Source organism: Kangiella taiwanensis, from assembly GCF_020005165.1.
In the GTDB taxonomy this organism is placed as follows: Bacteria; Pseudomonadota; Gammaproteobacteria; order Enterobacterales; family Kangiellaceae; genus Kangiella; species Kangiella taiwanensis.
The window spans coordinates 381906-406409 of the sequence record NZ_JAHCLT010000002.1; the positions used below are offsets into that span (position 1 = coordinate 381906).

Sequence of the window (24504 nt, forward strand, 5' to 3'; positions counted from 1 at the left end):
AATGAAACCTAACTATCCATACAGTAACTCAGTATTCGACCTTGTCGACGCCCAGTGGTTCCACTTCTCCACGATCATTCAGTTCCGAATATGGCTAGTCTTATTGGCAAAAAGTGATAGCATGGGTTGTATATTCACTACCGTGGCACGCCCTATGCAAACCTATCAAAAAGCAAGACTGGCCAGAGACTCCCGCTATGACGGTAAGTTCTTTGTCGCGGTAAAAACCACGAAAATCTACTGTCGTCCGATATGCCCTGCGAGCCCGCCCAAAGAAGAAAATGTGGTTTACTATCAAAGCGCTGTGCAAGCTCAAGACGCAGGCTTTCGCCCTTGCCTTCGCTGTCGTCCAGAATCAGCACCTTTTTCGGCGGCATGGCTTGGCAATGAAGCGATACTGACCAAAGCCATTCAAAGGATACAGTCAGGCGCCCTAAACCAGCAAACGGTCGAGCAGTTTAGTGAGTCTCTCGGGATCAGCGATCGTTATTTGCGAAAAATCTTTCAGCAACACTTAGGCATGTCGCCACAACATTACGCGAACCACCATCGCCTCATGTTAGCCAAGCAATTATTGCAACAAACTCAGCTTGCCGTTACCGATATCGCGCTGAGCGCGGGTTTTAATAGCGTCCGACGGTTTAACGACAGCTTTAAAAGTACAATGAAACTTTCTCCTAGTGAACTACGCAAGAAAACTCAAAACATCGACAAAACGATGGTGGATATCAAGTTGAGACTTTTCTATCGTCCGCCCTATAACTGGGCTCAAATTCAAGAGTTTCTGCAGTTGCGTGAGTTGCCGTTAATCGAGAAAGTTTCAAGTAACAGTTATAGCCGAACGTTCAGCATCAATCAGTCCTCTGGCTGGTTTAAAGCCACCCACCAGCCGAAAAAGCACAGCTTTGACGTTGAAATTTCTATCAGCGACTATGCAGACCTCATGGCGGCGGTTGCGCAAATCAAGAAAGTCTTGGATCTCGATAGCGACATCGAAACCATTGAGAAGCACCTCGCTCAAGATAAGAAGCTCAAACCTGTTCTGACCAAGGGGCTGCGCCTGCCAGCCTGTTGGAATACGTTTGAAGCAGGTATTAAAGCAATCTTAGGCCAGCAGGTTTCAGTCAAAGCGGCTTACGGCCATACTCACAAACTTATCGAAGAACTGGGTAGTGACACAGCGCAAGGTCTAAAACTATTTCCAACGCCACAACAGATTGCCGATGCCGACTTAAGTTTTCTTAGAATGCCTGGGCGACGCAAACAAACCCTAAAAGATTTTGCCGCTTGGTTTCAACAAAAAGAGCACAAAGAGCAAGATTTCGAACTGAGCGACATTCTATCCATAAATGGCATAGGCCCTTGGAGCTACGAGTACATAAAACTGCGAAGTGGCGAAGACCCGGATGCCTTCCCTGAGAAAGATCTGGGCGTGATCAAAGCGTTAGAAGCTCACCAAATTACAGATACCAGCAAGTGGAGCCCATGGCGCAGTTACGCCACGCTTCACTTGTGGAACAGTTTATAAGGATCTTTTGAGTTATGACTATCTTTTATCAACAAATGATATGCCCTTTTGGCACCGTCCATCTTTATGCCACGGAGCATCACCTTAAGGCCTTGCTATTCGAACCGTGGCAGGCTGTCGCCAAAGACCAGCTGCATAACACAAGTAACCAAATACTCGAAGCGACAAAACAGCAATTAGAGGAATACTTTGAAGGACAACGAACGACGTTTGACTTACCCACTGAGTCTGATGGCACTGAATTCCAACAAAAGGTCTGGAAAACGTTGATGACCATACCGTTTGGTGAAACCTGGAATTACGGTCAGCTCGCAACAGCCATCGGCAACAAAAACGCTAGCCGAGCTGTTGGTGCTGCCAACGGAAAAAACCCGATATCCATCATCGTGCCCTGTCATCGCGTCATCGGTGCGAATGGAACACTCACAGGTTATGCTGGCGGGCTAAAAGCTAAAGAGTGGTTACTCAAACATGAAGGCGTGTTATAAATAAGAATCCAACAACTACAAGGTTATCCATGGCACTTATCGTTGAAGCTACCGTATGGCTATTCGCCTTTGGACTTATTCTATTTGAGATCTTAGTCCTCACAGCTAAACCTCAAGCTATCAGCTTCCTTAACGCTTTTGTCAAAACCCCATGGCATCACTTTCTAGAGCAAACCTTGAGACTGATTGTCGGGCCGCAATCGTAGTACAGGCACCAAACATGGCGTTTAGCGAATTCTTTGGCGTCTTCGGTTGGGTTATTATTATCACCTCGCTCATGCTAGTCGGTTTGCCCTGGCGCTGGCACCGTACTTTTGCCCAAAAAGTGATTCCTACCGTCATTAAATTCATCCAACTTTACGGTATTTTGTGTCTCTTCTTGGGTATTTTCATCATTTACAGTCTCGTCTAGCACTTCTGTAACTACTTGATTCATATAAAGTGTCACCTTAATGTCAGGTGACATCAGCGCTACTGTCCCCTTTATGACGTGGTATACTCATCGGTGTATTTTGATAATACAGGCTCACTCGATAGCCACTACACAACAACGGCTTGAAGCTTAACTCAATACTGATATTAGGATTGGAAACATGATTGTAAGAAAACTACGATTACGTAACGGATGGTCACAAGAACAACTCGCCGAAATGACCGGACTCAGCGTCCGCACCATTCAGCGTATTGAACGCGGCCAACCCGCCAGCCTAGAAAGTCAGAAAGCTCTCGCTGCTGTATTTGAAGTGGATATCGCCACGTTTCAACCTCCTGAGTTAAAACACACTCAACCTCAGGAACAGCAAACCAAGGAGCCTGTTATGAACACAACTAACACTAACGAATCTACTGAATTAGAAAAACGCCCAGTCGAAGAAGTGACTGATGAGGAGGCAGATGCCATGGAGTACGTCAAAGGCATCAAAGACTTCTATGGACATATCGTGTTTTACATCATCTTCACTGTAATATTTATTTTTACAGGAAAAATTTCAGAGATGCTTATCCCATGGGGTGCTTGGACACTTGGCGTCATTATCCACGGCCTCCAAGCCTACGAAGTCATCAACATCTTCAACATCAACTGGGAAAAGAAAATGGTCGAAAAGCGCTTGAAGAAAAAGCTTTAGTTTTAATTAACCCTAGTATTGGTTGGGCTTAACAGCCCAGCCTAAGCTTGTTTCTAGCAAAAATTATACTATAACCACCAACTCATCGGATGAGTTGACACCCTAACAAATCTATACTATAACAATATATAAGCTTTCTCGAGCCCGCAGGAGCGGATACCCCGAGTAAGTCTAGAAGTACAATTAAAGCAATGGCTCGAATACTCAACCGTGTTGAACTCGAATACCTATGTTCCCTGATTGGTAAGATGCTTCGATGGTAACAATCTTACTGTTATCTAAACCGAAGAGTAGGAATTGCAAAACCTACTCTTCGCGTCGTTGGTCAGCGACGTAAAATTTAGGTTATTACACCTGAGCTGGCTTGGGTATTACACGGAGAACAAATCATGTTCACCTTTAAGACCCAAAAAATAGAATTAACTATGGATATAGCGTCAATTTTAAAGTCCTTATCTCCCTTGGTAATCCTATTTATTTAAAGAGTGGGCGACTCAGTCGCCCATATCTTTTAACAGCAAATTTCATTCCCCCAAAATGTACAGTGGAGGTAACTTGCGCCCACACCACATCGCCTGGAGTGTTTGCTTAATCCCTATTATTGCAGCGCATGGGGCGTTTTTCCTTGGCTTATGGGAAGGTGTGGCTAGAGAATGCGTACCCTACTTTCAAGGTTGCACCTCAATAAGTCGAGCTGCTCGCGAAGGTAATGCCATCTTTATATTTCGCGGCCTGATTATGCCCACCGCCGCTTTACTCGTGCTTTTCTGGTATCTACAAAGTATCTGGTTAAAACAAATAACAGAAAAAAGACATCGGTCTATATTTATCCTAGGAAGTATCGGCGTATTGTTTTTAATCCTCTACGTCAATTTCCTCGGGACCGAAGGTGATTTTTACCAATTTATGCGCCGCTACGGTATCACTTTCTACTTCGCCCTCACCGTACTAGCGCAGATGCTCAGCATACGAAGCCTTGAAAAAGTCAAAAACTCGCTACATAGACGAACCAGACAATTCCTTAAAGCACAATTTATCCTAATGATTCTCTACTGGTGCCTTGGCATCGCCAACGTCATCATCAAAGCCACCGGCGTCAGCTGGGCAGATCAAGCCGAAAACATTATCGAATGGCACTTCGCCCTATACATGTCGCTCTACTTTGGGTTAACAGCGATGATGTGGAAACGAAGTCACTTTAGTTGGCAGTTTAGAAATCGTAATTAATCAGAGGCACTTTTTTTAGCTTTTACTTTTAACGCCAAATAACCAGCTAGTACAATAGATAGCGGGTATATCAAAGCCACCCCAAATGAACCAAAGCTATTATATTCAACCACATAATAAACAATATATATTAATATCAATGCAGCGCAGAAGACCTTAACATTATTTGCCAAATACCTAGCGAAAAAGTATGTGATGATAATAGTAGGAATCGCCTGTGCGGGGATAATCGTCAAAACATCCCACAGATAAAAACCAAACTTAAGAAGCTCTTTCTTCCTAAACCACTCAAAATATCCCTCAGGAACAGCTACCGCTGCAGCAATTCCAACCAAAGCGACAATAAGGTAGAACAAAACAAAAGAAGCAACACATGCTAAAAAACAGTCTTTAATACTAGTCTTCAAGCCTAAATCCCTATATTTATAATATTCTAATAAGATACAACCCGCCTGATTATAAGAAAGATATAATCTAAATCAACATAACAACCCACATAGCTAAAACTTCGCTAGAAGTTAGCTCCTGAATCTAGTTCAGGATAACAAGAGTGACAAAGACACTGGATACCGCGGTCTAGCCGCGGTATGACAGAAGAGAAACTAATACTCCACTCTCGCCTCAACACACCCCGGTATATGCTTCAAAGCAAACACGAGGGCATCCGCAGGCTGCACTGCCCACTCTGGCGCAAGTTTATAGTCTGCAGATAGCTTAGCTTGTTGATATTGCAGATTAACCACCACTGGACAACTGCCGTCTTTATGTTGATTAAGCTTTTCATGCAGCTCAGTCATGGTGTCTGGACCAATAATGGTATCGGAGACTGTAATCACGATTTTTTTGCAGTATTGCTCACGCGCCTGCTCAAAGGATAGGACGCTATTTGCACTAACGCTAGTACCGCCAGAGTAATCATCGTGGCGCGCTTCGCCATCAATCACCACAACGCTGTCTTTAGTTAATACGTCACGATAGCGTTCGAAGGTTTCGGCATAAACCGTGACATCACAACGTCCTGACTTATCGTCGATGGTTAAAATGCCCATCTTATCGCCACGTTTCGTGGTCATGACACGCATACCAATAATCAATCCCGAAACTCTTGCCGTTCGACCTCGGCCTGTTGGTTGCAGATCACGAAGACGGGTCACGCTCATCTGTTGAATTTCGGGCACATAACGGTCAATCGGATGGCCCGTTAAGTATAAGCCAAGCGTATCTTTTTCACCTTGTAAAACCTGTTCATCAGTCCACGGTTTTACTCGGACATACTGATGTTGCTCACTGGCTGTAGTGGCAACAACACTACCAAATAAATCATCCTGACCGACTTCTTGGCTTTTATTAAACTGCTCGGCAGCTTTAATCGCTTCATCAAGCGACGCCATAAGAGTCGCACGGTTCGGGCCAAGCTGATCCAAGGCTCCAGCACGAATGAGTGATTCTAAAACACGACGGTTGGCTTTTTTCAGATCCACGCGACTACAGAAGTCGAATAGATCTTCATAAGGGCCATTAGCTTCGCGTTCAGTAACGATGCTTTCAATGGCCCCTTCACCGACACCTTTAATCGCGCCGATACCATAAACAATCCGACCGTCATCATCCACGGAGAAACGGTACTGACCTTTATTTACATCTGGAGGCGTGATGGTAATGCCTTGCATTTCGGCATCTTCAACGTATGTCACGACCTTATCGGTGTTATCCATGTCCGACGACATAACCGCTGCCATGAACGATGCAGGATGATGCGTTTTTAGCCACGCAGTTTGGTAAGCAACTAAGGCATAAGCGGCAGAGTGCGATTTGTTAAAACCATAACCCGCGAACTTTTCTACCAAGTCGAAGATTTTCATGGCTAAGTCGCCATCAACGCCATTCTTCTCAGCACCTTCTTTAAAGATGCTACGCTGCTTTTCCATCTCCTCGGCTTTTTTCTTACCCATTGCACGACGCAAAATATCCGCACCACCCAGCGAGTAGCCGGCAAGAACCTGTGCAATCTGCATGACCTGCTCTTGGTACAAAATAATACCGTAGGTTGGATCAAGAATGTCTTTGAGCCATTCGTGTTGATAGTCTGGGTGCGGGTAAGACACCTTATCTAGGCCATGCTTACGGCGAATAAAGTCATCAACCATGCCTGACTGCAACGGCCCCGGGCGGAATAGCGCCACCAAGGCGATAATGTCTTCAAAACGGTTAGGTTTGAGGCGCTTGATCAGATCTTTCATGCCCCGCGACTCAAGCTGGAATACGGCAGTGGTATTAGCCACTTGAAGGAGCTTGAATACCTCCGGATCTTCTGTGTCGATTTTAGTGATATCGACAGGCTCTTCGCCTCTTTTCTTTAAAATACTATTAGTGGTTTCTAACGCCCAGTCGATGATGGTAAGCGTTCGCAAACCCAAGAAGTCAAACTTTACAAGACCCGCACTTTCTACGTCATCTTTATCAAACTGTGTGACCACGTTAGCGCCAGTTTCGTCGCAGTAAAGCGGTGCGAACTCTTCTAGGTCGCCTGGTGCAATTACAACACCACCCGCGTGTTTACCCGCATTACGCGTCACACCTTCTAGCTTACGCGCTAAATCCCAGACTTCGCGGAAGTCTTCATCTTCTTCGTACAGACGAGGAAGTTCAGGCTCTTGCTCATACGCTTTTTCGAGCGTCATGCCGACTTCAAATGGAATCAGCTTGGCAATTTTATCGACAAAACCATAGGGGTGACTTAAAACACGGCCAACATCACGTATTACCGCTTTGGCGGCCATGGTACCGAAAGTAATAATCTGCGACACACTGTTTCGGCCGTAACGCTCCGCAACGTAATCAATGACCCGATCACGGCCTTCCATACAGAAGTCAACGTCAAAGTCAGGCATCGAAACACGCTCAGGATTCAAAAATCTCTCAAACAGCAGGTCAAACTCTAGCGGATCCAGATCGGTAATTTTCATGGCATAAGCCACTAACGAGCCCGCACCAGAACCACGACCTGGCCCTACTGGTACACCGTTATCCTTTGACCACTGGATAAAGTCACCAACGATCAAGAAGTAGCCAGGAAAGCCCATCGAGTTAATAACGTCTAACTCAATCTGTAAACGTTCATCATACGGCTTGCGGATTTCTGCAAAGTTCTCAGCATTGCGATCGTACAGGTGGTCGAGCCGCTCTTCTAACCCTTCTTTCGATACTTGCTCAAAATACTGTTCGATCGTCATTCCCTCTGGAATCGGGAACTCAGGTAGAAAGTATTCACCCAAGCGTAAATCCATATTACAGCGTTTAGCGATTTCAACAGTGTTTTCAATCGCTTCTGGAATATCGTCGAACAGCTCAATCATCTCTTCTTCAGATCGCAAGTACTGCTGCTCGGAGTAATCACGTGGACGTCTAGGGTCGGCCAGTACACGACCTTGGTTGATACACACACGAGCTTCATGCGCGTCAAAGTCGTCTTTTGTTAAAAAGCGTACATCATTGGTCGCTACTACAGGCGTATTAGAGCCTTGTGCGAGTCCAATTACTTGGTGGATATACTCGTTCTCATAAGGGCGGCCTGTTCGCTGTAACTCAAGATAAAATCGATTAGAGAAATGATGATTCCAGAACCCTAAGCAGTCCGCAGCTTTGTCCATTTTGCCAGCTAAAATGGCCTGCCCAACATCACCTTGCCTGCCACCGGAGAGAATAATCAGGCCGTCGTTAAGCTCGGCGAGCCATTCCTTTTTGACTAGGGGTAAACCGCGGTGTTGGTTTTTCAAATAAGCACGAGAAATGATGTACTTAAGATTGAGGTAGCCGCCTGTGGTCATGCACAGAGCTGTCACCCGAAAATGATTATCTTCATCTTCTGGGTCTTGAACCAGTAGATCAGCGCCCGATATAGGCTTGATACCAGATTTGACGGCGGTGGAATAGAACTTAACCAAACCACACATGTTCATCTGATCAGTCATTGCGATAGCAGGAACTTTACGCTCAGAGCACTCGCCTAGCAGTCCCTTAACCCTCACTAGGCTATCAACCATGGAGTATTCTGTATGAACTTTCAGATGAACAAATCGAGGTGCCATGTTACAAACGCCGTTTTATTGTGGTTTCGTTATTATTGAGTTTCTCCCATTATAGGGAGGACACTGCTGCATTGCAGTATTTTATTCTGCGCTAAGTCTCAAACTGTTATTACAAGTTTAATTGCTGTTGCACAGGCGCATAAGACTTGCGATGAATATCCGTAATACCTAATTTGATAATCGCTTCTCGATGCTGCTTAGTTGGGTAGCCCTTGTGCTTGGCAAATCCATACCCAGGGTACTTCTGTTCCATTTCAACCATTTCTGTATCACGGGCGACTTTAGCTAAGATAGATGCAGCGCTAATCGCAGGCTCTTTGCTATCTCCCTTGATGATAGCTTCCATGGCACAATCAAGCTTTGGGCAATGATTTCCGTCGATTAACGCTAACTCAGGTTGGTGAGATAAACTTTCAACACTGCGCTTCATCGCTAGCAAGCTCGCCTGCAAGATATTAATTGTATCAATCTCCTCAACCTCTGCACGACAGATTGACCAGGCCAATGCTTTTGCTTTAATTTCTTCGGCTAGCGCCTCTCGACGTTTCTCAGTTAACTTCTTTGAATCCGCCAAACCCTCAATAGGCTTTTCAGGATCAAGGATAACTGCTGCTGCAACAACAGGGCCGGCTAACGGGCCGCGGCCCACTTCATCGACACCCGCAACTAATAAAGGACGCTGTTTAAGGGTATCAACCATGGTTTAGTACCTCTTGTTGACGCACACCATTCTCACGCCACCAGTGCTCTATCGAATTTGCGGCATAAACGTTAGCGTCCTTCTTTAACATCTGATGCATCTCGACAAACTCATCATGGACACTCTGCCAACGTTGTCCTTGATTATTTTCATCATCGCCAATCCAAGCTCGGACTTCTGCAAACAAGTTATCTGGCGTGCAATCATCTTGAATCAGCTCAGGCAGAAGCGGTTTCTTTGATAACAAATTGGGAATAGCGAAAGTATCTATGGTTAGTAGTTTTTTAAAGATACGATAGCTCATAGCACCGACTTTATAAGCGACAACCGTAGGGCGTTTAACCAACATCGCTTCTAAAGTCGCTGTCCCCGAAGCCATAACGATATAATCTGATGCAGCCATTACCTTTCGTGACTGCCCATCAATTAGGGTAATCTCAGGTACTAACTGATGCTTGGCTTTTGCCTCTTCCAATTGCTGGGTAAACTGAGCTCGACGTTTTGAATTGGCCATAGGCGCAACAAAACGAATGTCAGGGTAAAACTGACGTAATAGCACTGCCATATCGATGAAGTCTGCACCTAGCAGCTTCATTTCAGAGCCCCGACTTCCCGGCATTAAGCAAACCAACTGCTTATTATGCTCTAAGCCAAAGACATCACGAGCTTCGTTTTTATTTGACTCAACAGGGACTTCATCTGCCAGTGGGTGGCCAACGCAAAAGTTGTCAATCGCATGATGCTGATAGATATCCTGCTCAAATGGAAACAGGCATAACATCAAATCGACAGCTTGTTTGATTTTATGGATACGTTTTGGGCGCCATGCCCAAACTGAAGGGCTAACATAATGAACCGTTTTAATGCCCTTGTCTTTAAGCTTTTTTTCCAAACCAATATTAAATTCCGGCGCATCAATGCCGATAAAAAGATCGGGCTGAGTATCTATCCAGTATCGCGCTAAATCAGCACGCATTTTTAATAGCTCTGGAAGTTTCTTTAAGATTGGCAATATCCCCATGACCGATAAAGACTCCATGGGGTACAAGCTAGCACAACCTTCTTTTTGCATTAATGGGCCAGCAATGCCCTCGAAGACTGCATTGGGATATTTTTTTCTTAATTCAGAAATTAATCCAGCTCCTAAAATATCGCCGGAGGCTTCCCCGGCGACAATAGCAATTCGTTGGATTGATTTTACAGGTAGCATAGAGTACCTCTATCTCAAAATGCCACGCTCTACAGACTCTAAGAACTCGATAAGATAATCAACGCTTTCATCTTCTAGCTGTGACATTTCCGCGATAGCTTCATCAATTTTGAGTGATTTGCGGTATAGGAGTCGGTAAGCTTTCTTTAGTGCACTGATGGTTTCTGGAGTAAAGCCTCGGCGTTTCAGACCTTCGGCATTTAAACCATATGGGGCATTTTCTGCCACCAGCACAAATGGTGGGATATCTTTGCTGATCGCACAGTCCATACCAACAAAAGCATGCGCACCAATTTTACAGAACTGGTGGATTTTAGCGAAACCAGAAAGAATCACGAAATCACCGACTTTAACGTGTCCTGCTAAAGTCGCATTATTCGACATGATGATATTGTCGCCAAGCGAGCAATCGTGAGCGATATGGGTATAGGCCATAAACCAGCCATTATCACCTATGCGGGTCTCACCTCGGTCTTGTATTGTGCCACGATGAACTGTACAACATTCGCGAAATACATTGCCATCACCAATAATCGTTTTGGTCGGCTCTCCTGAATACTTTTTATCTTGGTTTTCCTCGCCGATTGAAGAAAACTGATAAAAGCGATTGTTCTTGCCGATTTCTGTGTGCGAACCAATGACCACATGCGGTCCAACGACAGTGCCTTCACCGATAGAGGTGTTGGCACCAATGATTGAATAAGGGCCGATTTCAACGTTATCCGCAATAGTTGCGGTTGGGTCAATAATAGCGGTTTGATGAATCACACAAAATCCTTACACGATATCTTTACGAGCACACATTAATTCTGCTGAGCATACAACCTTTCCGTCAACACTCGCTTTGGCGCTAAATTTCCACATATCCCGTTTACGCTTAATAACTTCAACTTCCATCAACAGTTGATCACCTGGCTCAACAGGCTTTTTGAAGCGGGCGTTATCAATACCCACGAAATAATATAGCGAGTCTTCACTTGGCAAATCTTCAGTCGTCTTAAACGCCAAAATTCCTGTCGCTTGTGCTAAAGCTTCCAGCATCAACACTCCAGGAAACACTGGGCGATGTGGGAAGTGTCCAGGGAAAAATGGTTCATTCACCGTTACGTTTTTGATCGCCGTTAATTTTTCACCCGGCGTGTAGTCCAAAACACGATCAATCAGCAAGAAAGGGTAGCGATGCGGCAAGTGCTTCATCACATCGTAAATGTCCATGCTATTCATTTCGTTTGGCTGTTTGTCATTACTCATCTTCAATATCTCTGTTATTTTTTAACTGAAGCAACTCTTTTTCAAGTTGTTTCATTTTACGCCACATCGAGTCCAACTGTCGGAATCTAATCGCGCTTTTTTGCCATTCTTTATTATCTTGGTGAGTGGTACCTGATGAGTACGCACCCGGCTTAGTAATTGATTTATTTACGAAAGTTGTCGCTGTAATATGCGCTTTGTCACAAATAGTCAAGTGTCCCAAAATACTCACTCGACCTGCAATTGTACAATATTTACCAATTACTGCACTACCCGCAATCGCAGTGCAACCTGCAATTGCCGTGTAGTCACCAATTTTCACATTATGGGCTACATGGATATGATTATCCAGTTTGACGCCCTGCCCTATCTCTGTATTATCCAAGGCGCCTCGGTCAATCGCAGTATGTGACCCGATTTCAACATCATCACCAATCGACACACCGCCAACTTGTGGGATTTTGACCCATTCTCCGCGGTCGTTGGCATAGCCAAAACCATCGGAGCCGATCACGGCATTTGCATGGATAATACAGCGCTGACCTAATGTCACGTCATGATAAAGCACGGTATTTGGGTAAATTCGAGTGTACGCTCCAACTTTACAGTTTTGCCCGATGTATGCGCCTGACTCAATAACCGAATACTCTTCAATTTTAACGCCCGCTTCTAGTACGACATTGGGCCCGATGTAGACATTGTCAGCAATTTGAGCACTATCATCAATCTGTGCAGTTGGGTGAATCAAAGCCGCCGGACATGGAGTCGTATCAAATATCTGTGCTGCTTTGGCAAATCCGAGATAAGGGTTTGCCATCACCAACAAATTGCCTTCTGCTTTTTCAGCCAACTCTGGCGTCACAATTAAAGCCCCCGCTTTGCACTCATGCATTCTCGCGGCATACTTTGGATCGTTTATAAAGCTCAGGTGATTTTTTTCAGCCTTATCTAACGGCAAAACCGCAGTAATGGTTAACTGCGGTTCCCCTTTAAGCTCAGCGTCTAATAACTCAGCTAGCTCTTGAAGCGTTTTTTTCAAAACAACTCCTTAAATAACTATTTAGACATTTCTTGAATAACTTGCTCAGAAACGTCAGTCACTTTTGGTCCCATGTATGGAACTACTCTACGGTCCAATAACATATCGTAGCCACCGCTTTTTGCAACAGCTTCTACCGCTTGCTGTAGCTTCTGACCAACTTTTTTCATTTCTTCTTGTGAGCGACGCTGGAAGTCTTCTTTGTAAGCTTCTTCTTTCAACTTGAAGTCTGATGCACGCTTTTTCAATTCACGCTCAGTTGAAGTGCGCTGACTTTCAGACATCGTTTTCATGTTGTTGACATACGCCGTACGATCTTCTTCAAGCTTTTTGAACTCTCTTTCAAGTTGGCTTTTACGACCTTCAAATTCTTTACTTAAAGTTTGTTTCACTGAGTCTCTTTCAGGACTCTTGGCCATAATGTAATTTGTGTCAATTACAGCGACGTTCATCTCTGCGCTTGCTAGAGCAGGTAACATCATCAAACTGACTAAAATAGTAAATACTAACTTTTTCAAAATATATCTCCAGTTAATTAAAATGTCTTACCAATATTGAAGGTAAATGTTTCAGTATCGTCATAAGGCTCATTTCTGAGAGGACGAGACAAACTAAATTGTAAGGGAGCAAATGGTGAGTACCATTGCAACGAAATACCATAAGAAGCTCGATAATTGCTCGGGCTACCAAAATCTGGAACAGTTCTTAGCTCACTGGTTGGCTCAATTTGGAGTCCTTCAAACCTGCTTGCATCAAACTCAGTATCCCATACATTACCGACATCCACAAAGAAACTAGTTCTAACACTCGAGTTATCTTCAATGAAAGGTGTCGGGAAAATTAACTCAAACGATGTCAGTGCCTTCGCATTACCACCGATGGAATAACGGCTTACCGCAATAGAGTCAAACTCTTCTGGTAGGTAAACAGTTGTCGAGCCCGATCCTGGAATGGTGCCAGGTACGGAAACAGGAGTCCTAAAGCGTCGAATATCTCTAGGTCCCACGGTATTACCCTCAAAGCCTCTAAGTGAGCCACTACCGCCCGCATAGAAGTTTGTAAAATAAGGAAGCGCTGGTGTATCACCTAAGCCGTCCCCGTAACCAAGATTACCACGCCAAGAGAAAATCCAGTCATTAGCATTGTTCAGTGGGAAATAATAGCTGAAGTCATAGGTTGCCTTGTAGTACTCAAGATCACCTATCTCTGTACCCACTTCTAATCTCCAACTGTGATCAACACCTTTGCTTGGGAAAATGGCTCTATTTAGGTCGTTGTATCGGAAGCCAAAGTTCAAAGCAACAATATCAAAATCAATTTCTGACTCTGTTCTAGAGTCCGAGCCAAGAAGCCTAAAGAAATCAATAACACGCTGCGAACTGGTTACCGGTGAGGTCAGAGTATTCTTAGATACTCTCGCACCAGTACTAAAGCTCGAAAACTCTCCTGTTGGGAAATACAAGGTTGAACCCAGTGCCAAAGTGTCCAGACTTTGAGCAATCAAGTTCAACTTACCATAGTCTGTTTCACTATAGTTAAGAGTAGTATTTAAGCCTATGCCGCTTTGAGTGAAGTAGTTATCTGTATAACTGATATTGGCACTTTTTACCGCTTTATTGGTGCTGATGCCGATCGAAGCAGAGTTACCAGTGCCCATAAAGTTTTGGTGTGATAATTCACCATTTAAACTTAGACCGTAGAAGTCGTTATATCCCAAGCCACCGCTAATTTGTGCCGCATTACGCTCTTTAACTTCAAAGTTAACGTCTGCTCTATCCGTAGTACCTTCTTTTTTAGCCGTATCCACTTTAACTTCTTCGATAAAGGGTAGACGCTGTAATCGTAATTTCGAGCGCTCAACTTGTGCTGATGAAAGGGCTCCCCCTTCTTGCACACGAGTTTCTCTACGAAGAACATTTTCATCCGTGCTGACGTTACCTTTGAAAGTAACTTTATCAACATAGTAACGCTCACCTGGGTCAACCATGACCGAAAGCTTCGCTTCAGCAGTTTCTTCATCAACCTCAGGAATCGTTCTTACTTCTGCGTAAGCATAACCGTACAAACCAAGAAGTTGCTTAATCTGTTCCTCGGCAAAAGTCATCGCTGCTGCAGAGTAAACATCGCCAGCTTTTAAGGGGATTAAGCTTCTAATAGTCTCTTCATTAACCGTGAAATCGCCTAAAATATCAATTTCTGAAATGTTATAGATTTCACCTTCCGTCATTCCGATGGTGATATAAATATCTTCAGCATTTTCGGACAACGAAATATTTGTTGAGTCGACAGAAAACTTCAAATAGCCTCTGTCCTTGTAATACGACGTTAGAGTTTCTAAATCTTTTTCTAAAGCAGTACTGGAATATTTATCATCATCGGTAATAAAGTTGAAGAAACCACGAGTACTTAATTCAAACTGAGAAATTAATTCTTGATCAGAGTACACATTATTTCCGATCAGGTTGAACTCTTTAATCCGAGCAGAACCACCTTCTTTAATCGTAATTCTTAACTGTACTCGGTTTCTCGAAAGCTCAACCAGCTTCTTTTCAACGTCAAGGTGGTAATGGCCATTCGAGAAGTACTGATTGGATATTTCTTGCTCAATTTTATCGAGCACAAAACTATCTAGAACTTCACCCTTAGCGATGCCAGCGCTTTTCATACCTTCTTGAAGCTGATCAGTTTTTAGAACTTTATTACCTTCAATAATGATGTCAGAAATAATTGGGCGCTCAACAACGATAACTTTTAGTGTGTTGCCATCTTTTTCAAGCTTCACAAAATCAAAGTTACCTGTACTGTACACAGAGCGGATTACTGCAGGCGCACGCGCATCATCAATTGTCTCACCAACACGAATCGGTAAGTCAGTAAAGAAAGTACCGAGGGAAACACGCTGCAAACCTTCAACTTGAATATCCTTTACTTCAAAAGGCTCTATTGCCTGAGCTTTGGCAAACATCCCCGCTAAAACTAATGCAGTTACCGTTTTTCTTATCAATTGCATCTAATCTTGTCTCTATTGGTTTAATCGGTCTATATCAAAAAATAGCGCTACAGCCATTAACGTAAGCAATAATATGATGCCAACACGCATCCCAAGTTCCATAATTCTTTCAGAAACTGGTTTCCCTCGAACTAATTCGGCCAAATAGTACATTAAGTGACCGCCATCCAGCATCGGGATTGGCAATAGGTTAACAAAGCCTAAGTTGACGCTTATCATAGCGAGATAAAGCAAGAATGCAACCATCCCTGCTTGCGCTGTCTGCCCCGCCCCTTGTGCGATTCCTACGGGCCCGCCAATGTTTTTGACTGAAAGCTTACCAGTGACCAGCTTACCGAGGAAACTGGTGATCCTCTCAACCATTTGCCATGTTTCCTGGGAGCCTTTTCCAATTGCCTCGAAGAAACCATAATGAATGGTGTTAAACCCCTGATATCCGGCACTGATACCGATAACACCTAGGCTATCGCTACCTTCACGAAGCTCGGGAGTCACGGTCAAGCTCATCGTTCGACCATCGCGCATGACCGTCACGTTTAGGGGTTGATTCGCACTTTGCTCAATAATCTCGCCCATCGTGCTCCAGTAAGGAATATCTTGGTCATTTATCTTTACTATTCGGTCACCCGGCTGAATACCTGCTTCAGCGGCAGGCATTCCCTCAGCCACAAAGCCAACCTCTGCAGGCCCATCAAAAGCACCAAAATCAACGCCCAGTGCTTTAAATAAATCTTTTTGCTCTTCTGGCTCTTGCCATTGGGTAATATCTAACGTGACGGTTTGTGGCTCTTGCCCTACAGGCTTTACCAAAACATCCAACCTAGTGTCATCACCGATATGCTCTAGGAATGCAAAGAGTGTATCCTGGGTGCTTTTAACAGGCTCTCCACCCACTTCCAGCACTTCACTTTTCACTGGGAAGTTAGCACTTGCAGCAGGTGTATTCGGATATACCTCAGTCACAAATGGCTTGCTTACCGCAATCCCCAGCATATACACAAAGGCATAAATTAAAATTGCTAGAAGGAAATTCGCCATAGGCCCAGCGAGCACAATCAAAATACGCTTCCAGACTGGCTGTCGATTAAATGCATAGGGTAAGTCTTCTTCATCTACCGCACCCTCGCGTTCATCAACAAACTTCACATAGCCACCCAGAGGAATAGGCGCCACACAAAACTCAGTGCCATGCTTATTAAAGCGGCTCCAAATCGGTTTACCAAAACCCACTGAAAATCGCTGAGCTTTAACGCCAAGTTTTTTCGCTACCCAATAATGGCCCCACTCATGAAACGTGACTAAGACACCGAGCAATATCAATAGGCCAAAAATACTCCAAAGAGCTGTGATCACTAAAACGGTCTCCTACGAGGAATGATTTGTAAGTTGAGCAACAAAGTCTTGTGCTGAGCGTCTGGCCTCTTTATCAGCAGACAGTACAGAGTCCAAAGTCAATGCTTCAGCATACTCTGTCGAGGTTAACGTATGCTGAATTACTTCAGCAATCTGCGTAAACCCTATCTTTTCGTCAAGAAATGACTGAACAGCAACTTCATTAGCTGCATTCAGCCTTGCCGGTGAATTACCACCCTGTTTCATTGCTTCGCTAGCCAGAGCGAGGCAAGGGTAACGTTCTTTACTAGGACGATCAAAGGTCAGTTTAGAAATTTCCATAAAATCCAGTGGTGCGACTCCAGCACTGATGCGCTCAGGAAAGGCTAACGCATGAGCAATAGGCGTACGCATATCAGGATTGCCCATCTGCGCTAACACCGAACCATCGTTATAACGCACCATGGAATGAATAATACTTTGCGGATGCAGGACAACTTCAATTTGTTCAGGTTTAACGTCAAACAACCAACAAGCTTCGATGAGCTCCAAGCCTTTATTCATCATCGTGGCTGAGTCGACCGAGATTTTGCGCCCCATATCCCAGTTGGGGTGTGCGCAAGCTTCGTCTGGTGTAATCGCCGCGAAATCTGCCAAGTCTTTCTTCAAAAAAGGGCCGCCAGAACCAGTTAGCACAATATTGTGAATACCGCAGTTTTCTATACCTTGCTCGACAAAATGTTCCGGCAGACACTGAAAAATCGCATTATGTTCACTGTCAATCGGCAATAATGTCGCCCCGTGTTTATTCACAGCATCCATAAAAATCGCTCCAGACATCACCAGAGCTTCTTTATTGGCTAGCAAGACTCTTTTACCTGCTTGTGCAGCCGCCAATGTTGGCAGTAAACCAGCGGCACCAACAATTGCTGCCATCACAGTATCGACCTCATCATGACTTGCTACGAAGTCTAAGCTGTGGACACCGTGTAGAACCTCAACCTGCAGCCCTTTATACTGAATAAAAGACTCCAGTTCTTGGGCCAACTCAGCATCCGGTAAAACCGCATATCGAGGTTGAAACTCAATACATTGGAGTTTTAACTGCTCAAGATTACGGTGGGCCGTTAGCGCAAATACTTGGTATTTATCCGGGTGGCGCTTAATCACATCTAGCGTATTAGTGCCAATCGAGCCGGTGGCACCAAGAATACAGATATTTTCTATTACATTACTCATTCAAGCAGCCTAAAGCGTTAACCCAACAATTCCAACCAGAGTACGCCGGCCACAAAAAACGGTGCAACCGATAATGTGCTGTCGAGACGGTCAAGCAAGCCGCCATGACCAGGCAAAATATTGCTACTGTCTTTAATGTCTGCTTGACGCTTGAGCATACTCTCAAACAAATCACCAAACACAGACAGTATAACCATGATCACTACAAACACGCTAAATTTAAGCCAATCAAGGTTTAACGATAACAGCGACGCAACAGTCACCCCAACAATAACGGCCAATACTAAACCGCCAATCGCACCTTCCCACGTTTTGTTCGGGCTTACTACTGGGGCTAGTTTCGTTTTACCTAATGATTTACCCGCAAAATAAGCACCAACGTCGGCTCCCCAAATAATGAGCAACATCAATAGCAACATCCAAGCACCAAGATTGTGGTCAACTTGAATCAGTAAACTCCGAATAACAACGATCGCTAACCAAGCTGCGGCCAAAATAACAATACCAAATACAGCTCTTAGCCAAGGGCCACGGAATAACACGTTGGAAAGCTTTGGATACAACAAGACTAGGATTGAAGCAACAATCCATACTAGCAACGCCACGGCTAATAATTTGAAGGGATACACGTCATACCACAGCAGTGGCAAGCTCGTATCACTGAAGAAATTTTGAAGGTTTAACTGATAAAAAAGACCACCAATCGCTGCTAGTACTAGAACAATAAAGGCACTTTGAATCGCTGCATTGGTCTGTAATAAACGCGACCACTCCCAAGCTAGAATCCCAAAAATAGGTACTAAAATAGCTGAAAACGTTAGTAAGTCAGGTAAAAATAATAAACAAGCAACTAATGGTAATAGCAATACAGCTGTAATCACTCTTTGTTTTAACACGAATACTTCCCCTTAATGATCCGCTGTAGCGACCTGGTCGCCAGTTTTGCCAAAACGACGTTGGCGTTGATTAAAATTTTCAATGGCACCTTTTAATGCATCACCATCAAAGTCAGGCCATAAGGCGTTACTAAAGTACAGCTCCGAATATGCCGCTTGCCACAATAAAAAGTTACTAATACGCTGCTCACCGCCGGTGCGAATCAATAAGTCAGGGTCAGGGCCTGTACCTGTGACTAGATGCTGCTGAAGAGAAGACTCAGTAATTTTTTCACCTTGTTCGGCTAACGATTGCGCAGCCTGCACCATATCCCAGCGACCACCGTAATTCGCCGCTATCTGTAAGTAAAGGCCATCATTATCCTGAGTCAACATTTCCGCTTTATCGATCGCTTTGCGAAGCCTATCGTCAAAACCTTCCTTGTCACCAATAATCGTCAAATTAACATTATTCTTATGCAGTTTTTTGGACTCATTTTTTAAACTGGTAGCAAATAAATCCATTAAGAAACTGACTTCTTCTTTAGGACGGTTCCAATTCTCGCTACTAAAAGCGAATAAAGTCAAATACTTAACACCAAGGTCACCACAGACTTCCGCCATTTCGCGCGCGCGCTCCATACCCGCTTTATGACCGAACACACGCTTTTTGCCACGCGCTTGAGCCCAGCGGCCGTTTCCATCCATGATGATAGCGATATGTTGAGGAGTATTTTGCACCTCATAACTTTGCTGTGTAATGGTCTTGTCTGACACGACTCAATCCTGTACTGAATTAATCACTCATTATATACGAAAACGCCGTGAAAAGTTTCACGGCGTTACCAGTCTTAGAGACTCATGCGACTGCATTAAATTTCAAGCAGTTCCTGCTCTTTCTCTTCCAATAAAGCATCAACTTTGGCTACTTTAGTATCCGTCAGCTTTTGAATTTGCTCTTCCGAACGACGCAAATCGTCTTCAGTGATTTCTTTCTCTTTTTCCAACTCTTTCAATGAGTTATTGGCATCACGGCGAATATTACGAATAGCAACTTTAGCGTTTTCAGCTTCACCACGAACCACTTTGATCAGTTCTTTACGACGCTCTTCGTTTAACGGTGGCATGGTGATGCGAATCACTTGCCCAGCCACGTTCGGCGTTAAACCTAAATCAGACTTCAAAATCGCTTTCTCGGTATCTTCAATCGCGCCTTTATCAAAAATTTGCAGTACTAAAGTACGGCCTTCTTGTACGCTGATGCTCGCCACCTGATTAATCGGTGTGTCAGCGCCATAGTAAGGAACCGTAATATGCTCAAGCAAGCTAGGATGTGCGCGGCCTGTGCGAACTTTTGCAAGATCGTGCCTGAATGACTCAATGGTCTTATCCATACGCTGGTCGGCATCTTTTTGAATGTCATTAATCACAGAGATATCTCCTACAATTGCTTGTTATATTCTTAGTCTGGCTATTATGCCAAGCTATTATTCCTAAAATAAGCGTTTGATTCAACGCTAAGAATAGGACTATGGATGAATTAGCGTGCCTTCATCTTTGCCCAGTACAGCTTTCTCTAGAGAGCCTGCCTGAGTCATATTAAATACACGAATGTTCTTTTTGTGGTCACGAGCCAAGCAAAACGCTGTAAGGTCCATCACAGCAAGCTCTTTATCTAAAGCTTCTTTGTAGCTTAAGCGATCATATTTCACAGCATCTTTATCCTTCGAAGGATCCGCAGAATAAACGCCATCAACTTTAGTCGCTTTAAGTATCAGCTCAGCATCGATTTCGATACCACGTAAGCATGCTGCCGTATCAGTGGTAAAGAATGGATTCCCCGTCCCTGCGCAGAAAATGACAACACGACCTTTATCTAGGGCGTTAATTGCACCGCGACGAGAAAAGCCTTGGCAAACACCATCGATAGGCATAGCAGACAGCACTTTAGCTGGCTGGTCAATACGCTCGAAAGCATCTTGCAAAGCGAGAGAATTCATTACAGTCGCCAGCATGCCCATGTGATCACCGGTCACACGGTTCATGCCAGCTTCTGATAATTTCTGGCCACGGTAGATATTACCGCCACCAATCACTACGCCGACTTGTACACCTTGCTCACATAACGATTTGATTTCATTAGCGATTCTTTCCAGAACCTGAGGGTCGATACCGAACGCCTCACGCCCCATTAAAGCCTCACCACTCAATTTCAATAAAATACGCTTGTAAGCTAAGTCGGCCATAGTGTTTCCTTCTTGTTAATCAGTAATGCTTAAATCAACAATTACTTTTTCATTTGAGCAGCAACTTCAGACGCGAAGTCTTCGTCTTTCTTCTCAATACCTTCGCCTACTTCGAAGCGAGTGTAAGAGATAACTTTTGCGCTTTTTTCTTTAAGAAGCTGACCAACAGTCGTTGAAGGATCTTTAACGAAGCTTTGACCTTCCAAAGTGATTTCGCCAACGAACTTCTTAATACGACCAACCATCATTTTCTCAACGATATCAGCAGGCTTGCCTTCCATATCAGGTTGAGCTTTGATGATTTCTTTTTCTTTCTCGATTACTGCAGGGTCAACGTCATCAGCTGTGTTGAACTGAGGGTTGCTTGCAGCAACGTGCATCGCGATATCACGAGCCAAGTCTTCGTCACCACCGTCTAAAGAAACGATAACACCGATACGACCACCGTGAACGTAAGCACCAAGCGTATCGCCGTCAACTTTAGCTACACGACGTACTGTGATGTTTTCGCCGATTTTAGCAACTAGGTTAGCACGTGCTTCTTCAACAGACTCACCAGAAGGCATAGACGCAGCGTTTAACGCTTCGATGTCGCTAGTACCGTTTTCTAGAGCAACATCAACAACTTCAGTTGAGAACTTCTTGAAGTTTTCGTCACGAGCAACGAAGTCAGTTTCAGAGTTAACTTCAACTAGAACGCCTGTTTTGTCACCAGATTTCGCTAAAATCACACCTTCAGCAGCTACACGACCCGCTTTCTTGGCAGCTTTCGCTTGACCAGATTTACGCATGTTGTCGATTGCTGTTTCGATGCTACCGTCAGCCTCAACCAACGCTTTTTTACATTCCATCATGCCAGCGCCAGTGCGCTCACGTAATTCTTTAACTAATGCAGCAGTAATTGCCATGATAGTATCTCCGATAGATTCCTCTGCTATTCAGACCAGCAGAATACATAAACTAGAATAGTATAGAGTGTCGTGTTGAAACCTTTGTGAATCTTGTTAAGACTTTGAAACTAAAAGTCTTTCACAAGGCTCTTCAAAAAAAGGGGGCCGCGCCCCCTTCTTCAACACGTAGAAAAGTCAGCGATTACTCTTCGCCTTCCTCTTCAACAAACTCGTCGCCTTTATCAGCAACTGTGTTGCTTTGCTTACCGTCAAGTACTGCGTCCGCTACTGCCGCGCAGTATAAACGAATCGCACGGATCGCATCATCGTTACCTGGGATGATGTAATCAACGCCTTTAGGGTTAGAGTTTGTATCAACCACAGCAACAACAGGAATACCCATTTTGTTTGCTTCTGCGATTGCAATGCTTTCGTGCTCTGCGTCAATCACGAACAATACGTCTGGAAGACCACCCATGTCCTTGATACCGCCGATAGACGCTTCAAGCTTGTCCATCTCACGAGTACGCATCAACGCTTCTTTCTTAGTCAAACGCTCGAAAGTGCCGTCTTCAGACTGTTTTTCTAAGTCTTTCAAACGGTTAATAGAACCACGAATCGTTTTGTAGTTAGTCAACATACCGCCTAACCAACGCTTATCAACGAAGAACTGACTACAACGAGTCGCTTCTTCTTTAACGATTTCAGCAGCAGCACGCTTCGTACCAACAAAAAGGATTTTACCTTTGTTAGAAGCGATTTTACCTAAGTAATTCAACGCATCGTTGAACATAGGTACTGTTTCTTCAAGGTTGATGATATGGATCTTGTTACGCGCACCAAAGATATATGGACGCATTTGAGGGTTCCAGAAGCGAGTTTTGTGACCGAAGTGCACGCCCGCCTGTAGCATGTCACGCATACTAACTTTAGACATAATAAAATTCTCCGAATTTCGGGTTAAGCCTCCACAAATCCCATTTCCCGACCCCGACAGTCTCTTCAAAAGAGTCTTACTGGCGGAGCACCCCGGCAAATGTGCCGATTTGTGTGTGGATTTTAAGTAAATAATCGTATTTGTAGCTCAATAATTGTGCGGGTTTAAACGCACTTTCGAGCCACGGCGCGCTTTATACCATTTTTCAGGGGTTGAGGCAATCATTTTCCGTCATTGCGAGGCTTTAGCCGAAGCAATCTCATCCTTTGCTCGTCATTCCCGAGAAGTCGGGAATCTCGGCTTATTTTGCTTGTCATGCCGGCCTATTACTCTTAACCTTTGAACAATCGCTGTCACTCCGTGGTACCAAAGGCACTTCCTTCGGTCGCTCACCATGGAATCCAGCGACGCTTATCCCTTGTAGCTCAACTATTTCGCCTTTCAGCGAGTTACTTTTCTTGCGTGGACAAGAAAAGTAACCAAAAGAAGTCCACCCTACATTGAGGTTATGCTCTGCATAACTACCTTCGGATACTAAAATCACTTAACGCACCGTGAAATACAGTCCTTCCATGGCCTGAATTTCACTATTTGAATCATCCAAGATTCAAATTGCTATGATTTTCTTAATCCTCAGCTCAATGTAAGGGTTCACTGGAGCAAGCCTGCACTTTAAGGAACAAAACCTCAACTTACGACCAGCTCAGAGCTTAGAAACTTGTAATAAATGCCCAATGATAATAAAGTCTTACCGACAAACTCATTAATTAAACTTTTAGAGCATATGGATATGTGGCGAAAAACATCACCTTACATTGCAAACCCCAAAAGACTTGCAGACCTTATCGCTGCAATCCAAGTTCTAGGTACTTACCGTTTTGCTAGTCGAAGGATGCAAAAGTGGGAAAAACGCTTAGGCCGAACTCCGGTATCAGCTCCGGATTGGAGTACAGTGTTTAGTCAGCACCCTGAGTTTTTCACAACTCAAGGAGATTTAATTTCACTTGTATGGCGACGTAGCAGAGAACGAAATTACGATACTTATAATAGGCAGCTTCTTCCTCGCGAAAGAGCTAAAGAGCTTTCGCAACAAGAGAGTGAAGACAATGCAATGCGACTTTCTCGTCCCCCACTCGACTCATCTGAAGTCTCTAAACTCATTGATATTGCCGTTAGCCTTCATGAACGTGAAATACGACACGCACAAGAAAGGCGCTGGTGGATAACCGCAGTACTCGCGCTACTTGGATTCATAATTACATTATATGGTGCTAAATGAGCTCCAGTTGGCGTTATGTAAACGTAGGGGCCGTCTTG

At 44.2% G+C, this 24504-nt stretch carries 25 protein-coding genes; 7 read left to right on the forward strand and 18 right to left on the reverse strand.

All coding sequences use genetic code 11. From position 1 onward, the window contains the following. Nucleotide 1: 1 nt before the first annotated feature. The 3 genes from KFK88_RS07295 to KFK88_RS07305 are packed head-to-tail and all read left to right on the forward strand — an operon-like array spanning nucleotide 2 to nucleotide 2222. The gene (locus KFK88_RS07295; protein WP_223578181.1) at nucleotides 2-1528 is read left to right on the forward strand and encodes a DNA-3-methyladenine glycosylase 2 family protein; all 1527 of its coding nucleotides are present in this window, start codon (nucleotides 2-4) and stop codon (nucleotides 1526-1528) included. A 14-nt stretch (nucleotides 1529-1542) separates the two neighbouring features. Next, nucleotides 1543-2016: a methylated-DNA--[protein]-cysteine S-methyltransferase gene (locus KFK88_RS07300; protein ID WP_223578183.1), complete on the forward strand. Its 474-nt coding sequence runs from the start codon at nucleotides 1543-1545 to the stop codon at nucleotides 2014-2016. A gap of 29 nt (nucleotides 2017-2045) precedes the next feature. Further along, nucleotides 2046-2222, forward strand: a complete 177-nt coding sequence (locus KFK88_RS07305; protein ID WP_223578185.1) for a hypothetical protein — start codon at nucleotides 2046-2048, stop codon at nucleotides 2220-2222. 74 nt (nucleotides 2223-2296) lie between these two features. On the opposite strand, the gene KFK88_RS07310 is transcribed toward KFK88_RS07305, so the two are convergent. Continuing rightward, a complete protein-coding gene (locus tag KFK88_RS07310) occupies nucleotides 2297-2452 on the reverse strand; it encodes a hypothetical protein (RefSeq protein ID WP_223578187.1) in 156 nt (51 codons plus the stop codon). A gap of 157 nt (nucleotides 2453-2609) precedes the next feature. Between KFK88_RS07310 and KFK88_RS07315 the strand changes: the two genes are divergently transcribed. Next, a complete protein-coding gene (locus KFK88_RS07315) occupies nucleotides 2610-3143 on the forward strand; it encodes a helix-turn-helix domain-containing protein (RefSeq protein WP_223578189.1) in 534 nt (177 codons plus the stop codon). Between the two features lie 555 nt (nucleotides 3144-3698). Further along, complete coding sequence (locus KFK88_RS07320) at nucleotides 3699-4370, forward strand: hypothetical protein (protein ID WP_223578192.1); 672 nt, start codon at nucleotides 3699-3701, stop codon at nucleotides 4368-4370. Here KFK88_RS07320 and KFK88_RS07325 read toward each other — a convergent pair. From KFK88_RS07325 to rpsB, 17 genes are all read right to left on the reverse strand, one after another. Continuing rightward, nucleotides 4367-4777: a hypothetical protein gene (locus tag KFK88_RS07325; RefSeq protein ID WP_223578194.1), complete on the reverse strand. Its 411-nt coding sequence runs from the start codon at nucleotides 4775-4777 to the stop codon at nucleotides 4367-4369. The two genes, KFK88_RS07320 and KFK88_RS07325, sit on opposite strands and share 4 nt — an antisense overlap. A gap of 195 nt (nucleotides 4778-4972) precedes the next feature. After that, on the reverse strand, nucleotides 4973-8458 hold the full coding sequence (dnaE, locus tag KFK88_RS07330; RefSeq protein ID WP_223578196.1) for a DNA polymerase III subunit alpha: 3486 nt from the start codon (nucleotides 8456-8458) through the stop codon (nucleotides 4973-4975). Nucleotides 8459-8567: 109 nt separating this feature from the next. After that, complete coding sequence (gene rnhB / locus KFK88_RS07335; protein WP_223578198.1) at nucleotides 8568-9158, reverse strand: ribonuclease HII; 591 nt, start codon at nucleotides 9156-9158, stop codon at nucleotides 8568-8570. Continuing rightward, on the reverse strand, nucleotides 9151-10368 hold the full coding sequence (gene lpxB, locus KFK88_RS07340; protein WP_223578199.1) for a lipid-A-disaccharide synthase: 1218 nt from the start codon (nucleotides 10366-10368) through the stop codon (nucleotides 9151-9153). Before lpxB ends, rnhB begins: the two co-directional genes overlap by 8 nt. A gap of 9 nt (nucleotides 10369-10377) precedes the next feature. Beyond that, nucleotides 10378-11136, reverse strand: coding sequence for an acyl-ACP--UDP-N-acetylglucosamine O-acyltransferase (gene lpxA, locus KFK88_RS07345; protein WP_223578200.1), 759 nt, complete (start codon nucleotides 11134-11136; stop codon nucleotides 10378-10380). 9 nt (nucleotides 11137-11145) lie between these two features. Next, nucleotides 11146-11619, reverse strand: a complete 474-nt coding sequence (gene fabZ, locus KFK88_RS07350) for a 3-hydroxyacyl-ACP dehydratase FabZ (protein ID WP_223578201.1) — start codon at nucleotides 11617-11619, stop codon at nucleotides 11146-11148. Next, nucleotides 11612-12658 (reverse strand): UDP-3-O-(3-hydroxymyristoyl)glucosamine N-acyltransferase, encoded by a 1047-nt coding sequence (gene lpxD, locus KFK88_RS07355; RefSeq protein ID WP_223578202.1) that lies wholly within the window; start codon nucleotides 12656-12658, stop codon nucleotides 11612-11614. The genes fabZ and lpxD overlap by 8 nt, the downstream gene beginning before the upstream one ends. Nucleotides 12659-12675: 17 nt before the next feature. Further along, the gene (locus tag KFK88_RS07360) at nucleotides 12676-13176 is read right to left on the reverse strand and encodes an OmpH family outer membrane protein (protein ID WP_223578203.1); all 501 of its coding nucleotides are present in this window, start codon (nucleotides 13174-13176) and stop codon (nucleotides 12676-12678) included. A 17-nt stretch (nucleotides 13177-13193) separates the two neighbouring features. Continuing rightward, a complete protein-coding gene (bamA, locus tag KFK88_RS07365) occupies nucleotides 13194-15668 on the reverse strand; it encodes an outer membrane protein assembly factor BamA (protein WP_223578204.1) in 2475 nt (824 codons plus the stop codon). A 12-nt stretch (nucleotides 15669-15680) separates the two neighbouring features. Next, nucleotides 15681-17021 carry an RIP metalloprotease RseP gene (rseP, locus tag KFK88_RS07370; RefSeq protein WP_223578205.1) on the reverse strand — a complete coding sequence of 447 codons (1341 nt, stop codon included), beginning with the start codon at nucleotides 17019-17021 and terminating at the stop codon, nucleotides 15681-15683. A 12-nt stretch (nucleotides 17022-17033) separates the two neighbouring features. Beyond that, nucleotides 17034-18239 (reverse strand): 1-deoxy-D-xylulose-5-phosphate reductoisomerase, encoded by a 1206-nt coding sequence (ispC, locus tag KFK88_RS07375; protein ID WP_223578206.1) that lies wholly within the window; start codon nucleotides 18237-18239, stop codon nucleotides 17034-17036. A gap of 17 nt (nucleotides 18240-18256) precedes the next feature. Continuing rightward, entirely contained in the window at nucleotides 18257-19135 is an 879-nt protein-coding gene (locus KFK88_RS07380; RefSeq protein WP_223578208.1) for a phosphatidate cytidylyltransferase, read from the reverse strand. Nucleotides 19136-19147: 12 nt separating this feature from the next. Further along, nucleotides 19148-19891 (reverse strand): isoprenyl transferase, encoded by a 744-nt coding sequence (locus tag KFK88_RS07385; RefSeq protein WP_223578210.1) that lies wholly within the window; start codon nucleotides 19889-19891, stop codon nucleotides 19148-19150. Between the two features lie 95 nt (nucleotides 19892-19986). Further along, nucleotides 19987-20544, reverse strand: a complete 558-nt coding sequence (frr, locus tag KFK88_RS07390) for a ribosome recycling factor (RefSeq protein WP_223578212.1) — start codon at nucleotides 20542-20544, stop codon at nucleotides 19987-19989. Between the two features lie 99 nt (nucleotides 20545-20643). Next, nucleotides 20644-21360: a UMP kinase gene (gene pyrH, locus KFK88_RS07395; RefSeq protein WP_223578214.1), complete on the reverse strand. Its 717-nt coding sequence runs from the start codon at nucleotides 21358-21360 to the stop codon at nucleotides 20644-20646. 41 nt (nucleotides 21361-21401) lie between these two features. Beyond that, on the reverse strand, nucleotides 21402-22268 hold the full coding sequence (gene tsf, locus KFK88_RS07400) for a translation elongation factor Ts (RefSeq protein WP_263296388.1): 867 nt from the start codon (nucleotides 22266-22268) through the stop codon (nucleotides 21402-21404). 184 nt (nucleotides 22269-22452) lie between these two features. Then, complete coding sequence (gene rpsB / locus KFK88_RS07405; protein WP_223578216.1) at nucleotides 22453-23187, reverse strand: 30S ribosomal protein S2; 735 nt, start codon at nucleotides 23185-23187, stop codon at nucleotides 22453-22455. A gap of 266 nt (nucleotides 23188-23453) precedes the next feature. Here rpsB and KFK88_RS07410 point away from each other — a divergent pair, with 266 nt between their 5' ends. Further along, complete coding sequence (locus KFK88_RS07410) at nucleotides 23454-23666, forward strand: hypothetical protein (RefSeq protein ID WP_223578218.1); 213 nt, start codon at nucleotides 23454-23456, stop codon at nucleotides 23664-23666. Between the two features lie 248 nt (nucleotides 23667-23914). After that, nucleotides 23915-24466, forward strand: coding sequence for a hypothetical protein (locus KFK88_RS07415; protein WP_223578219.1), 552 nt, complete (start codon nucleotides 23915-23917; stop codon nucleotides 24464-24466). The last annotated feature ends 38 nt before the right edge of the window (nucleotides 24467-24504 follow it).